This is a genomic window from Serratia sp. EC4, from assembly GCF_059652115.1.
The window spans coordinates 1-13628 of the sequence record NZ_JBNIDE010000010.1 but is presented as its reverse complement, the minus strand read 5'-3'; the positions used below and the strand labels follow the sequence as shown (position 1 = coordinate 13628).

Sequence of the window (13628 nt, the reverse complement as noted above, 5' to 3'; positions counted from 1 at the left end):
AAGACAATGACAGCAAACACAACATCCTCCGAACAGAGCCTGCAGGACTATCTTGACCAGGGATTGCGCGGCATGTGGTATCCGGTGCTGGCCAGTTGGGAAGTGGGCAACAACCCGGTCGGCATCACCCGTCTCGAGCAGCAAATCGTGGTGTGGCGCGACGGTGAAGGCCAGATCCACGCGTTGGAAGATCGCTGCCCGCACCGCGGCGCGCGGCTTTCCATGGGGTGGAACCTCGGCGATCGTATTGCCTGCTGGTATCACGGGGTGGAAGTCGGCGGAGACGGGACGGTGAAAGACGTGCCGGCGGTGGATCGCTGCCCGCTGGTGGGGCAAAAATGCCTGCGGTCTTACCCGGCCAAAGAAGCCTATGGCGCGGTGTTCCTCTATTTCGGCGTGACGGCGGATGAAGCGCCGGCGGAGCTGACTTTCCCGCAAGAGCTGGCGGACGAAGCGTCGTACAGTAATTTTCTGTGCACCGCCAGCTGGAACTGCAACTACCAGTACGCCCTGGAAAACGTGATGGATCCGATGCACGGCACTTACCTGCACTCCTCTTCACACTCGATGGCGGAAGGTGATCGCAAGGCGGACATGGCGCTGGAGCCGACCGACAGCGGCTTCATCTTCAAGAAAAACGGCCAGATCGGCGTCAACTTCGACTGGGTGGAATTCGGCAACAGCGGCGCGTATTGGATGCGCCTGTCGATCCCGTACAAGAAGCGTTTCGGGCCGGGCGGTCACTTCTGGATCATCGGCATGGTGGTGCCGGAAGACAAGGATCACTGCCGGGTATTCTTCTGGCGCATTCGTAAGGTCAAAGACTGGCAGCGCGACATGTGGCGCTTCATGTACCGCAATCGCCTGGAATCGTTGCATTGGGACGTGCTCGAGCAGGATCGCATCGTGCTTGAGAACATGGCGCCTAACGCCCGCGGCCGTGAATATCTGTACCAGCACGACGTCGGTCTTTCTCGCCTGCGCCGCCTGATGCAGAAAGAGGCGCAAAAACAGCTGGCGACGCTGCGCGAGCGGGAGGCGGCGCAGTGAACGGCCTGCTGAACGGTAAACGCATCGTGGTCACCGGCGCGGCGCGCGGCCTGGGCTACAGCTTCGCCGCCGCCATCGCGGCTGCCGGCGCGCAGGTGGTGATGTGCGACATTTTGGCGGATGAGCTGGCGGCGAGCGGCGCCGCGCTGCGCGAGCAGGGCGCTCAGGTGGAAACGCAAATCATCGATCTGGCGTCACCGGATTCGATCCGTTCGGCGTTCGAGAAGATCGCCGCAGGCGGCGGGATCGACGGCCTGGTGAACAACGCAGCGCTGGCGACCGGCGTCGGCGGCAAAACCATGATGGAATACGATATCGAACTGTGGGATCGGGTGATGCAGGTCAACGTGCGCGGCACCTGGCTGGTGAGCCAGGCGGCGGTGCCGCTGCTGGCGCGCAACCCGCACGCCAAGATCGTCAACGTGGCGTCGGACACCGCGCTGTGGGGCGCGCCGCGCCTGATGGCCTATGTTGCCAGTAAAGGCGCGCTGATCGCGATGACCCGATCGATGGCGCGTGAACTGGGTCCGCAGGGGATCTGCGTCAACGCCATCGCGCCGGGCCTGACGCGGGTGGAAGCTACCGAGTATGTCCCCGCCGAACGCCACCAGCTGTACGAGCAGGGGCGCGCGCTGGCCGGGGCGCAGCACCCGGACGATGTGAACGGTACGGTGCTTTATCTGCTGTCGCCGCTGGCGAATTTCGTCACCGGTCAACTGCTGCCGGTCAACGGCGGCTTCGTATTCAACTGACGGCCCGCAGGGCAGGCGCACAGCGCAGGAGCGAGAGATGGCGGACGAGCAAGCATGTAAGTATCTGATCCCGGGGCTGGATCGCGGGTTGCAGTTGCTGCTGGCGTTTGGCGAGCAGCATAAGGAGATGACCTTCGCCGAGTTGCATCGCCTGGTCGATATGCCGAAGGCCACCGCTTATCGCGTGGTGCAGACGCTCGAACACCTGGGCTTTCTGGAGCGCAATCCGCGCACCAACACCTTTGCGCTCGGCATCAAGGTGCTGCGCCTCGGCTTCGAATATATCGCGTCGCTGGATGTGGCGCAGGCCGGCCAGCCGGTGATCGAGCAGCTGCGCGATCGCAGCCAGTGCAGCAGCCATCTGGCGATCCGCGATGGGCGCGACGTGATCTATATCGCCCGCGTCAGCGCCGCCGGTTCGCAGATCAATCAGGTCAGCGTCGGCACCCGCTTGCCGGTGCACCAAACCTCGCTCGGCCGCATGTTGTTGACCAGCGCGACTCGCAGTGAGTTCGAACAACTTTATCCAGACGCGCAACTGCCGGGCAATGCGCCGGGCACCCCGGCGGATCGTGAAACGCTGTGGCAGATGGTGCAGCAAGACAAGGCGCGCGGCTATGTGATCGGCGAATCATTCTTCCGCCACGGCATCTCCTCGATCGTCTACCCGATCTTCAACCGTGAGCAGCGGGTCGAGGCGGTGGTCAGCATCATGGTGCCGTCCGATGAGATCCCGAAAGCGGATCGCGAGCGGCTGCGCATGGAAGTGCGCGATGCGGCGGAGAAAATTTCCGGCTTCCTCGGCGCGCCGCCGCAGGCCAACGTCGGCTAACCGACAGGATCGACTCTTTCACTCAGGCAGGGATAAGGCCCACAGCAAACAGGGGCCGGGGTTCAGTCATGCCTGAAAACCGTATACAGCGAGAACGTGAGGCTGAGCAATGAGCGTAATCGGAATCGAAAAACTGGAGTTTGGCGTCGAAGATCTGCCAACCTGCGAAAAATTCATGCAAGACTTTGGCCTGCAGCCCGCCACGCAACATTGGGGCGAACCGCAGCGCGAATTCACTACCCTGAGCGGGGCGCGGGTCGTTCTGCACCCGTTGCAAAGCGCGGCGCTGCCTGCGGCGTTTGAAGGCGGTTCCACCCTGCGCCGCATGACATGGGGCGTGGCCTCGCCCGCCGAACTGGCGCGCCTGCAGCCGCGTTTGGCGTTGATGCCCGGCTTCCGTCAGGTGGGAGAAGAGTTGGAATGCCGCGATCCCAACGGCATGACGCTGCGCTTCGTCGTCAGCCGCCAGCAGGCGGTTGAGGTGCCGGTCACGCCGATCAACCAATGGGGCGACGTGCGCCGCATCGATCAACCCAGCCCGGTCTATTCGCAGGCGCAGCCGATCAACATCGGCCACGTAGTGTTCTTCGTTGACGACCTGGCGGCGACCGAGCGTTTCTATCGCGAGCTGTTGGATTTCCAGGTTTCCGATCGCTATATCGATCGCGCCGTCTTCCTGCGCACCCAGGCGCGCGGCGGCCATCATAACCTGTTCCTGCTGAAGCTGCCGAACCGCCCACGCGGCCTGAATCACGTGGCGTTCACCGTGCGCGATATCCACGAAGTGATCGGCGGCGGCATCGCCATGAACAAAGAGCAGTGGAGCACCTTTATCGGCCCCGGCCGCCACCCGATCTCCTCGGCCTATTTCTGGTACGTCAACAGCCCGACCGGCGGCGCGTTCGAGTACTACACCAACGACGATTATCTGACGGAAAACTGGCAGCCGCGCGAGCTGGAGCATTCGCTGGTCTCCTTCACTGAATGGGCGGTAGAGGGCGGCATCGATCACGACACGCGCCGCCAGCATAAAAAAGCGGAGGCGTTATGAACCGGGCTGAACAGGCGGGCATCGTCATCGTCGGTGGCGGCCAGGCCGGCGGCTGGGCGGCCAAGACGCTGCGCGACCGCGGTTACAGCGGCCGGCTGACGGTTGTCAGCGACGAACCCTACGATTTTTACGAGCGGCCGCCGCTGTCGAAAGCGGCGTTGCTGGATGCCGCGGCTCCTCTCAGCCGGCTGTTCAGCGAACAGACGGTGGCGGAGTTGAATATCGACTGGCGCCGCCCGCTGCGCGCCGAGTCCATCGACGCCGAACAGCAAATCGTTACGCTCAGCGATGGGCAACGGCTGCAGTTCGAGCAGTTGCTGATCGCCACCGGCGGGCGGCCGCGTGTGCCGGGCGCCGCCTGGGCGCAGCACCCGCGCGTGATGACGCTGCGTTCCTGGGACGATGCGGCCCGGTTGCGGCAGGGGCTGCAGGGCTGTCGTCGCCTGGCGATCGTCGGCGGCGGTTGGATCGGGCTGGAGATCGCCGCTTCCGCGCGGCGTCTCGGCGCCGAGGTGACGGTGTTTGAACGCCAGCCTGCGCTGTGCATGCGCAGCGTCGGCGCCGATGTCTCGCAGGCGTTGCTCGAACTGCATCGCCGGCAGGGCGTCACGGTGCTGTGCGGCTGCGGTGAGATCTCGCTGGAAGATCGCGACGGCGCCGCCTGGATCGGCAGCGAAGTCAGCGATCCGCAGGCCTTCGATCTGGTGGTGGTGGGGATCGGCGTCGAGCTGAATCTCGAACTGGCGCGCAGCGCCGGGCTGGCGATCGAGTCCGGCATTGTGGTCGACGGCCAGGGGCGCACCAGCCATCCGGCGATCTTCGCCGCCGGCGACGTGGCGCGTCACCCGACGCTTGGCCTGTGCCTGCAGTCCTGGGCCTACGCGCAAAATCAGGCCATCAGCACCGCCTGCGCGATGCTCGACGCCTTCGCCGCCCCGTATGACGACGTGGCCTGGCTGTGGTCGGATCAATATGACGCCAATATCCAGATCCTCGGCGTGCCGAGCGGCGGCGTGCATCATGTGGTGCGCCGCACGCCGCAGTCGCAGGTGTTCTTCACGCTGAACGCCGATCGGCAGCTGGTGCAGATGGTGGCGTTCAACGACGCGCGCACCATCAAACTCGGCAAGCGTTGGCTGGCGAGCGGCCGGGTGCTGGATCCGCAGCAACTGGCGGATGCGGAGTTTTCTTTGATGGCGTTGAAATAACGCCCGAACCTCGGGAGCGTTTTATGACTACGCAAGACATTGACGCCCGCGCTGGACGGGCGGGGGAAACCGTTGCCGAAAATCCGCAGCAGCGGGTGCGCTGGTCGGTGCCGATCGCGCTGTTCGCCTGCGTGCTGCTGGCGTTTTTCGACAAGATCAGCATCGCGGCGCTGTTTTCCGACGCCGAGTTTCAGCAGGCATTGGGCATTGGTTTTGACCCGGCGCGGCTGGGCTTGCTGATGAGCGCGTTTCTGTTCTCCTACGGCATTTCCTCAATGCTGCTCAGCGGCATCGGCGATCGGCTTAATCCGGTCAAGGTATTGATTGGCATGATGGTGGTGTGGGGCGTGCTGATGGTGTTGATGGGGCTGGTGCGTTCCTATCACGCCATGATGACGCTGCGCATCCTGCTCGGTATCGCCGAAGGGCCGTTGCTGCCGATGGCCTACGCCATTATTCGTCAGGCTTTCCCGCCGCAGCTGCAGGCGCGCGCCACCATGCTGTGGTTGCTCGGCACGCCGCTGGGGGCCGCGCTCGGCTTCCCGGTCACCCTGTACATCCTCAATACCTTCGACTGGCAGGCCACCTTCTTCTTTATGGCGTTTCTGACGTTGCCGGTGATGTTGCTGGTGCTGTTCGGCATGCGCCACCTGAACGTCTCGCGTCCGGCGGCGGCGGCCAAACCGGCGGTGTCCGAACGCAAACAGCACCGCCGCGAGCTGCTGCGCAGTCCGCACTTTTGGATGATCTGCCTGTTCAACATCGCCTTTCTGACCTACCTGTGGGGCATGAACGGCTGGTTGCCGAGCTATCTGATCAAGGGCAAAGGCATTCATCTGGAGCATGCCGGTTACCTCTCTTCGCTGCCGTTCATCGCCATGCTGCTCGGCGAAGTGCTGGGCGCCTGGCTGTCGGACAAGCTGGATCGCCGCGCGCTGGCCTGCTTCCTGTCGCTGTGCGGCGCCGGCCTCGGTCTGGCGGTGGTGCTGCACCTGCAGGGCACCTACAGCGTGATCGCCGCCATGGCCTTCAGCACCTTTATGTGGGGCGCCGGCGCGCCGAATATTTTCGCGCTGTTGGCGAAGGCCACCAGCAGCAAGGTGAGCGCCACCGCCGGCGGCATCTTCAATGGGTTGGGCAATTTTGCCGGCGCGCTGGCGCCGGTGCTGATGGGGGCGCTGATCGCCGCTACCGGCAATATGGATAACGGCCTGCTGTTCCTGGTGGTGATGGCGTTCGTTGGCTGCCTCATTCTGCTGCCGTTACTGAGAAAGTACTGAATTAACAATTACTAATCCCAATGGATTTCATGCTGTGGCTAGGCGGCAAGTTCGTGAGTCTCCAGGAGCTTACTGCGGTAAGTGACTGGTGCGAACGAATGCAGCCAACAACGCGACAGCGTGAAAGACGAAGGGGATAACCATTTGATTCAACAGAGGAGTGACAACATGTCTCAGGTTGAGAACAAAGCCGGCGTCAAGCCGCAGGATCTGTCGATGGAAAACTGGGTGGAGTCGCGCATTGCCCGTTTCGAAGGTCGCAAATATGACTGGAACGCGCTGAAATTCCAGGCCGATTTTGACCCGAAATACCGCCGCGCGCAGATGCGCTACATCGGCACCGGCGCCACCGGCGTGGCTAGCGACGCCAACACCATTCCGGCGGGCAACTTCACCTTCTCCACCATGGTGCTGCCGTCGAAGTGCGAGGGCCCGCTGCACCTGCACGACGACGTGGAAGAAGTGTTCTTCATGCTGAAAGGCAGCATCACGCTGATGATCCAGGATGGGGAAGAGTATTACGAAACCAGGCTGAAAGAGCGCGATCTGATCTCGGTGCCGGCGGGGGTGTATCGCGGCCTGTTCAACCACGGCGAGGAAGAGGCGCTGATGTGCGTGATGCTCGGCACCGCCAAGCCGGAGATCCCGACCTATCCGGCGGATCACCCGCTGTCCAAAGTGAAGCGCAACTGATGAACGGCCTGGCGCAACGCCAACGGGCGCGCTGCGGGGCGTACACCCTGAGCTGGCGCGAGGCCGGGCAGGGGCGGCCGGTGGTGTTGCTGCACGGCATCAGCTCCGGATCCGCCTCGTGGATCAAGCAGTTCAACGATAACGGCCTGACGGACGGCCACCGTCTGTTGGCGTGGGACGCGCCGGGCTACGGCGGCAGCCTGCCGTTGGCGGATCCGCAGGCCGATGCCGCCGGTTATGCGGCGGCGTTGGCGGCGCTGATTGATGAGCTGCAGCTGGTGCAGCCGCTGATCGTCGGCCATTCGCTGGGGGCGCTGATCGGTAGCGCCTATGCCGCCGGCTATCCGGATGGGCTGTGCGGGCTGGTGTTGGCGGATCCGGCGCAGGGTTATGCCACGGCGCCGGAGGAAAAACGCCGGCAGGTGTACGGCCAGCGCCAGCAGATGATAGAGACGCTGGGGCCGGTGGGCTACGGCGAGCAGCGGGCGGCGGCCTTGCTGCGTGAAGGGGCGGATCCGCAGGATATCGCCTGGGTGCGCAACGGCATGCAGCAGCTCGATCCCGACGGTTTTCTGAGTGCCGCCTGGATGTTGGCCAACGATGATATCGGCCGCTATCTGGCGCGCTATCGCGGCCCGCTGGAGGTGTGGTGCGGTGAACAGGATCGCATTACGCCACCGGAGAAGGCGGCCGAGCTGGCGCGCGAGCAGGACGCGACGCTGCGTCTGATCGCCGCCGCCGGTCATGCCTGTTACCTCGATGCGCCGGCGTGTTTCAACCGCTATCTGCGGGACTTTACGGGAGCAATCCAACGATGAATTTTCAGCTTGAGGATCGGGTGGCGGTGGTGACCGGCGGCTCGTCGGGCATCGGTTTTGAAACCCTGAAGCTGCTGCTGGCCGAAGGGGCGAAAGTGGCGTTCTGCGGCCGCGATCAGGACAAACTGGCCGGCGCAGCAGCCAGCCTGCGCGCGGACTTCCCGCAGGCGGATATCCTGGCGCTGCGCTGCGACGTGCTGGACGCGCAGCAGGTGGCGCAGTTCGCCGCTCAGGTGACGGCGCATTTCGGCGGCGTGGATCTGCTGATCAACAACGCTGGTCAGGGCTTCGTCGCCCATTTTGACCAGACGCCGCGCGAGGCCTGGCTGCATGAGGCCGAGCTGAAGCTGTTCGGCGTGATCAACCCGGTGCAGGCGTTCTTACCGGCGCTGGAACGATCGGAGATCGCGTCTATCACCTGCGTGAACTCGCTGCTGGCGCTGCAGCCGGAAGAGCACATGATCGCCACCTCGGCGGCGCGCGCCGCGCTGCTCAACATGACGCTGACGCTGTCGAAAGAGCTGGTGGGCAAAGGCATTCGGGTTAACTCGATCTTGCTGGGGATGGTGGAGTCGGGCCAGTGGCGCCGCCGTTTCGAAGAGCGCAGCGATAAAGATCAAAGTTGGGAGCAGTGGACGGCGGCCATCGCCGAACGGCGCGGCATTCCGATGAAACGCCTGGGCAAGCCGCAGGAGCCGGCGCAGGCGCTGTTGTTCCTCGCTTCGCCGCTGGCTTCCTTTACCACCGGCGCGGCGCTGGACGTTTCCGGCGGCTTTAACCGCCATGTGTAGCAGGGGCCGAGAAAGATGAAGAAGATCATGATGATTGGCTACGGCGCGATGGCGAAGGAAGTGATCGCCCGTCTGCCGGAAGGCGTGGAGGTTGGCTGGATCCTGGCGCGCGCAGCTCATCATGCGGCGATCGCCGAGGCTTTTGACGGGCGGGTGCAGGCGCTGACCCATCCGGAGCAGTGTTCGCAGCGGCCGGATCTGGTGCTGGAGTGCGCCAGCCAGCAGGCGGTGGCGGAGTTTGGCGAGGCGGTGCTGCAGCGCGGTTGGCCGCTGGCGGTGGTCTCGACCGGCGCGCTGGCGGACGCCGCATTGCAACAGCGGCTGCAGCAGGTTTGCCGCCGCCATCACGGGCAGCTGATCGTGCTGTCCGGCGCGGTGGCGGGGATGGACGGGCTGGCGTCGGCGCGTGAAGGCGGGTTGGAGAGCGTGACCTATCAGGCCAGCAAGAGCCCGGCCAGCTGGCGCGGCAGCCCGGCGGAGCAACTGATCGACCTCGATGCGGTGCGCGAGGCGCAGGTATTTTTTGAAGGCTCGGCGCGCGAAGCGGCGCGTTTGTTCCCGGCCAACGCCAACGTGGCGGCCACTATTGCGCTCAACGGTCTGGGGATGGACGCCACCCGGGTGCGCCTGCAGGTCGATCCCGCCACCCGGCGCAACACCCATCGCCTGCAGGTGTGCGGCGACTTTGGCGAGTTTCACATTGAGCTGAGCGGCAACCCGCTGGCGAGCAATCCCAAAACATCAACCCTGGCGGCGCTGAGCGCGGTACAAGCCTGCCGCCGTCTGGTGGACGGCGGTTTTATTGCCTGAACGGCAGGAGCGGAGCATGGAACGATTGAATATTTTTGTCGCCGGGCGCTGGCGTGAAGGGCGCGGCGAAGAGATGGCTTCGGTATTCCCGGCCGACGGCAGCGTCAACGCGCGGCTGCGCGCCGCTAACGTCGAAGATGTCAACGAGGCGGTAGAGGCGGCGGAAAAGGCCTGGCGCGCGCCGGAATGGCGCGGGCTGGTGCCGCACCAACGCGCCTCAATTCTCTACCGCGTGAGCAACCTGATCCTGGCGCAGCAGGAACAGCTGGCCGAGCTGCAGACTCGCGACAACGGCAAACCGCTGGCGGAAACTCGCGGCCTGGTGGCCAGCGCGGCGGCGACCGCGCGCTACTTCGCCGCCGCCTGCGAGGTGTTGGAAGGCGAGCTGCCGACCCCGCGCAGCGCCGAAGTGATGACGCTCAGTCAGTATCAACCGATGGGGGTGATCGCCGCCATTACGCCGTGGAACTCACCGATCGCCAGCGAAATGCAGAAGGTGGCGCCGGCGCTGGCGGCGGGCAACGCCGTGGTGCTCAAACCGGCCGAAGCCACGCCGCTGATGGCGCTGAAGCTGGCCGAGCTGTTCGAACAGGCGGGGCTCCCTGCCGGGCTGCTCAGCGTGCTGCCGGGCAAAGGTTCGGTGATCGGCGAGGCGTTGGCGCGCCATCCGCTGGTGAAGAAGATCGCCTTTACCGGCGGGACCGGCACCGGGCGCCATTTGGCGCACATCGCCGCTGACAAGCTGATCCCCACCTCGCTGGAGCTGGGCGGTAAATCGCCGACCATCGTGCTGGAGGACGCCGATCTGGAGCAGGCGGCGCGCGGCATCTGTTACGGCATTTTTAGCTCCGCCGGCCAGGCGTGCATCGCCGGTTCACGGCTGTTCGTGCATCGTTCGCTGTATCAGCCGCTGCTGGCGCGCTTGACCGAACTGACGGCGGGGCTGCGCATCGGCAACCCGCTGGTGCCGGGCGTGCATCTCGGCCCGCTGATCAGCGCCAAACATCGGCAAAGCGTGGCGGACTACGTGGCGTTGGCGCGGCAGGAGGGCGGCCGGGTGAGCATCGGCGGCGAAGCGCCGGCCGATCCGCAACTGGCGAGCGGCAGCTATTACCTGCCGACCATTATCGAAGGTTTGAACAACGATGCCCGCGTGTGCCAGGAGGAGATCTTCGGCCCGGTGCTGGTGGCGCTGCCGTTCGACGACGAGCAACAGCTGATCGAACAGGCCAACGACTCGGTGTACGGCCTGGCGGCCGGCATCTGGAGCCGCGATTTCCCGCGGGCGATGGCGCTGGCGGAGCGGCTGGAAACCGGCACCGTCTGGATCAACACCTACAAAACGTTCTCGATTTCCACGCCGTTCGGCGGTTTCAAGGAAAGCGGACTGGGCCGCGAAAAGGGCCTGAACGGCATCAAGGCCTACATGCAGCAGAAAAGCGTGTATCTGGCGCTGAGCCATCAGGTGAACCGCTGGAGCGACTAGGCCGACACCTCTACGCATAACCCTAATAACGATTACCCTAAGAAGGCAGATGATGAGCGATAAAATCACGGTTGGCGAGGCGATAGCCCGGACTCTGGAACAGTACGCGGTGTCGGCGATGTACGGCATCATTTCGATTCATAATCTGCCGATCGCCGATGCGGTGGGGCAGCGCGATAAAATTCGCTTCGTGCCGGCGCGCGGCGAAGCGGGCGCGGTCACCATGGCCGACGCGCACGGGCGTTTCTCCGGCCTGGGCGTGGCGTTGACCAGCACCGGCGCCGGCGCCGGCAACGCGGTGGGGGCGATGATTGAGGCGCTCAACGCCAACACGCCGCTGTTGCATATCACCGGCCAGGTGGAAAAAGCCTATCTGGACGCCGACGCCGGTTTTATTCATGAAACCCGCGATCAGCTCGGCTTCCTGCGCGCCTGCTCCAAGCGCGCTTACCGGGTCAATTCGCCGGAGCAGGCGGTGGCGGTGATCCAGCGAGCGATCCTGGATGCGCAAACCGTGCCCTACGGCCCGGTGGCGGTCGAGATCCCGATCGATATTCAAAGCAGCCTGGTGTCCCGCTCGGTGCTGGCCGAACCGTTGGCGCCGGCGCCGCTGCCGAAGGCGGACGCCGCAGCGGTGGAGCGGCTGCATCAGCGGCTGAAACAGGCCAAGCGCCCGCTGTTATGGTTGGGCGGCGGTGCGCTGGCCTGCGGCGACGCGGTGCGCAAGCTGGCGGACGCCGGCGTGGCGGTGATCTCCAGCACCCACGGGCGCGGCATTCTGCCGGACAGCCATCCGCGCAGCCTGCGGGCGTTCCACAACTCGCCGAGCATTGAAGCGATCCTGACGCAGTGCGACCTGACGCTGGTGGCCGGTTCGCGCCTGCGCAGTAATGAAACCCGCACCTGGACGCTGCCGCTGCCGCGCCCGTTGGTGCAAATTGACATCGATCCGGCGGCGGCCAACCGCAACTACCTGGCCGATGAACAGATCAATGGCGACTGTGCGGCGCTGCTGACGGCGCTGGCGGCGCGGTTGACCCCTGGCGAGAAGGTGAGCGCCGAGTGGGATGCCGAGATCGCTGGAGCGGTGCAGCAGGCTGAGAGCGCGCTGCGCCAGCAGTCCGGCGAATACGCCAAACTCAATGACGCCATCGACGCCGCGCTGCCGCAGGACGGGCTGTTGGTGCGCGATATCACCGTTTCCGGCAGCGTCTGGGGCAGCCGGCTGTTCCGGGCGATCTCGCCGCTGTGCAACATACACTCGCTGGCTGGCGCCATTGGAATGGGGCTGCCGATGGCGATCGGCACCGCAATCGCCAACCCGCAGCGCAAGGTAGTGGGGCTGGTGGGCGATGGCGGTCTGGCGCTGGGCCTGGGGGAACTGGCGACCATGGCGCAGGAACAGGTGAACATCACCCTGCTGATCATGAACGACGGCGGTTATGGCGTGATGCGTGGCATTCAGGACAAGTACTTCGCTGGGCGCCAGTATTACAACGAACTGCATACGCCGGCCTTTACTCAAATTGCCGAAGCGATGGGGTTGAAAGCCTGGAAGGTGGACGCGGCGTCGCAGTTCAACGGCGTGCTGGCCGAGGCGATCAATTACCCGGGGCCGTCGGTGGTCGAGGTGGACATGAAGCGGGTCGGGCCGCTGACCTTCGCCGGGCCGCCGCAGAAAACGCTGTATTGATACGATAAAAAACGCCCGGCGGTTGCCGGGCGTTCTCGTTGTTACTTCTCTGCTGCGATGCGATCGCGAATGTGCTGCGCGCGCGCTTGGGAAGATGGGTGATCGTCGAACATGCTGCTCTGACGGCCGGCTTCCATTTGGGCCAGTTTTTCGAAGCTGGTGGCCAGGCCGTTCGGATCGATGCCGCGTTTTTTCAGCAGATCGAACGAGTAATCATCCGCTTCGCTTTCCTGCTTCTGCGAGAACTGGGCGCTGACCAGCTTCTCGCCGATATCCGCCAGCTGCGACTGCGACAGCGAGCCGATGACGCCGCCGGCGGAGGACGCCGCGGTGCGCAGCGCCACGGTGCCGTAAGCCACCTGCATCGCTTTACGGGTGTGGCCCAGCGCCACGTGGCCCATTTCGTGGCCCAGCACGCCTTCCACTTCGTTGTCGTTCATCATGTCCATCAGGCCGCTGTAGACGCGGATACAGCCGTTGGCCATCGCCCAGGCGTTGACGTCTTTGGTCACGTAGACCTTGTAGTTGGCCGGGGTGCCGTTGATGTTGTCGCCCAGCGCCGCGGCGATTTTGTTGAGACGCTTGGCGTAGGTGCTGCCGGCCGGCGCGATTTGTGCCTTGCTGTCCATCTCGGCGCAGGATTTATCACTCAGGGCCTTAACGTCGTCGTTGCTCAGGGTCGCCGCCTGGAAAGCCTGCGCGCCGGACTGCATCAAGGTTTCGGTATTCAGGTTTTGACAGCCGGTTGCCAAGGTGGCAATGCCCAACGCAATCAAAGAGGTACGAATTTTCATAACGCCATCTTCCTGTGAAGGTAACAAGGTAAAAGAGTCATTTTGCTTTGAGGAAATCTTGTCGCAAGAGCCTAGTGTACGCCAGCTAAGGCGAGAATAGTGTTATTCCGAAAAAGCGTCCAATCGTGCTAATAAGTGGTGAACTCGCTCTCATTTGGCATTAGGGATTGCCGTTGTGATGTGGAGTCTGAGAAAATAGGGAACTTGACTGCTTTTTTTATCCGACCTGGAGTAAAACATGTCCTCTCGTAAAGAGCTTGCCAACGCCATCCGCGCACTCAGCATGGACGCCGTACAAAAAGCAAATTCCGGCCACCCGGGGGCCCCTATGGGCATGGCGGACATCGCCGAAGTCCTGTGGCGTGACTAC

General features: G+C 64.0%; 14 protein-coding genes. 13 read left to right on the top strand and 1 reads right to left on the bottom strand.

Annotation, left to right across the window (positions count from 1 at the left end; genetic code table 11):
* Positions 1 to 6: 6 nt before the first annotated feature.
* The 12 genes from ACP39K_RS21090 to ACP39K_RS21035 all read left to right on the top strand — a co-directional run bounded on the left by ACP39K_RS21090 (position 7) and on the right by ACP39K_RS21035 (position 12464).
* Positions 7 to 1050 carry a Rieske 2Fe-2S domain-containing protein gene (locus tag ACP39K_RS21090; RefSeq protein ID WP_028127706.1) on the top strand — a complete coding sequence of 348 codons (1044 nt, stop codon included), beginning with the start codon at positions 7 to 9 and terminating at the stop codon, positions 1048 to 1050.
* Positions 1047 to 1802, top strand: a complete 756-nt coding sequence (locus ACP39K_RS21085) for an SDR family oxidoreductase (protein ID WP_048796839.1) — start codon at positions 1047 to 1049, stop codon at positions 1800 to 1802. Before ACP39K_RS21090 ends, ACP39K_RS21085 begins: the two co-directional genes overlap by 4 nt.
* Before the next feature lie 37 nt (positions 1803 to 1839).
* Complete coding sequence (locus tag ACP39K_RS21080) at positions 1840 to 2634, top strand: IclR family transcriptional regulator (RefSeq protein ID WP_004937625.1); 795 nt, start codon at positions 1840 to 1842, stop codon at positions 2632 to 2634.
* A 109-nt stretch (positions 2635 to 2743) separates the two neighbouring features.
* Positions 2744 to 3685 (top strand): VOC family protein, encoded by a 942-nt coding sequence (locus tag ACP39K_RS21075; protein WP_033639419.1) that lies wholly within the window; start codon positions 2744 to 2746, stop codon positions 3683 to 3685.
* A complete protein-coding gene (locus ACP39K_RS21070; protein ID WP_497008814.1) occupies positions 3682 to 4893 on the top strand; it encodes an NAD(P)/FAD-dependent oxidoreductase in 1212 nt (403 codons plus the stop codon). The genes ACP39K_RS21075 and ACP39K_RS21070 overlap by 4 nt, the downstream gene beginning before the upstream one ends.
* A 23-nt stretch (positions 4894 to 4916) precedes the next feature.
* Positions 4917 to 6173, top strand: a complete 1257-nt coding sequence (locus ACP39K_RS21065) for an MFS transporter (protein WP_016930045.1) — start codon at positions 4917 to 4919, stop codon at positions 6171 to 6173.
* A 168-nt stretch (positions 6174 to 6341) separates the two neighbouring features.
* Positions 6342 to 6866, top strand: coding sequence for a cupin domain-containing protein (locus ACP39K_RS21060; protein ID WP_004937634.1), 525 nt, complete (start codon positions 6342 to 6344; stop codon positions 6864 to 6866).
* Positions 6866 to 7684: an alpha/beta fold hydrolase gene (locus ACP39K_RS21055; protein WP_060445107.1), complete on the top strand. Its 819-nt coding sequence runs from the start codon at positions 6866 to 6868 to the stop codon at positions 7682 to 7684. Before ACP39K_RS21060 ends, ACP39K_RS21055 begins: the two co-directional genes overlap by 1 nt.
* Positions 7681 to 8475, top strand: a complete 795-nt coding sequence (locus ACP39K_RS21050) for an SDR family oxidoreductase (RefSeq protein ID WP_048325319.1) — start codon at positions 7681 to 7683, stop codon at positions 8473 to 8475. Before ACP39K_RS21055 ends, ACP39K_RS21050 begins: the two co-directional genes overlap by 4 nt.
* Positions 8476 to 8490: 15 nt before the next feature.
* Positions 8491 to 9285, top strand: coding sequence for an aspartate dehydrogenase (locus ACP39K_RS21045; protein ID WP_033639423.1), 795 nt, complete (start codon positions 8491 to 8493; stop codon positions 9283 to 9285).
* Positions 9286 to 9301: 16 nt separating this feature from the next.
* Positions 9302 to 10771 carry an aldehyde dehydrogenase gene (locus tag ACP39K_RS21040; RefSeq protein WP_016930041.1) on the top strand — a complete coding sequence of 490 codons (1470 nt, stop codon included), beginning with the start codon at positions 9302 to 9304 and terminating at the stop codon, positions 10769 to 10771.
* A gap of 52 nt (positions 10772 to 10823) precedes the next feature.
* On the top strand, positions 10824 to 12464 hold the full coding sequence (locus ACP39K_RS21035) for a thiamine pyrophosphate-binding protein (RefSeq protein ID WP_413713145.1): 1641 nt from the start codon (positions 10824 to 10826) through the stop codon (positions 12462 to 12464).
* 41 nt (positions 12465 to 12505) lie between these two features.
* On the opposite strand, the gene loiP is transcribed toward ACP39K_RS21035, so the two are convergent.
* Positions 12506 to 13258, bottom strand: coding sequence for a metalloprotease LoiP (gene loiP / locus ACP39K_RS21030; RefSeq protein ID WP_016930039.1), 753 nt, complete (start codon positions 13256 to 13258; stop codon positions 12506 to 12508).
* Between the two features lie 238 nt (positions 13259 to 13496).
* On the opposite strand from loiP, the gene ACP39K_RS21025 reads away from it, so the two are divergent.
* On the top strand, positions 13497 to 13628 hold a 132-nt coding region (locus ACP39K_RS21025; RefSeq protein WP_139159286.1), incomplete at its 3' end, for a thiamine pyrophosphate-binding protein.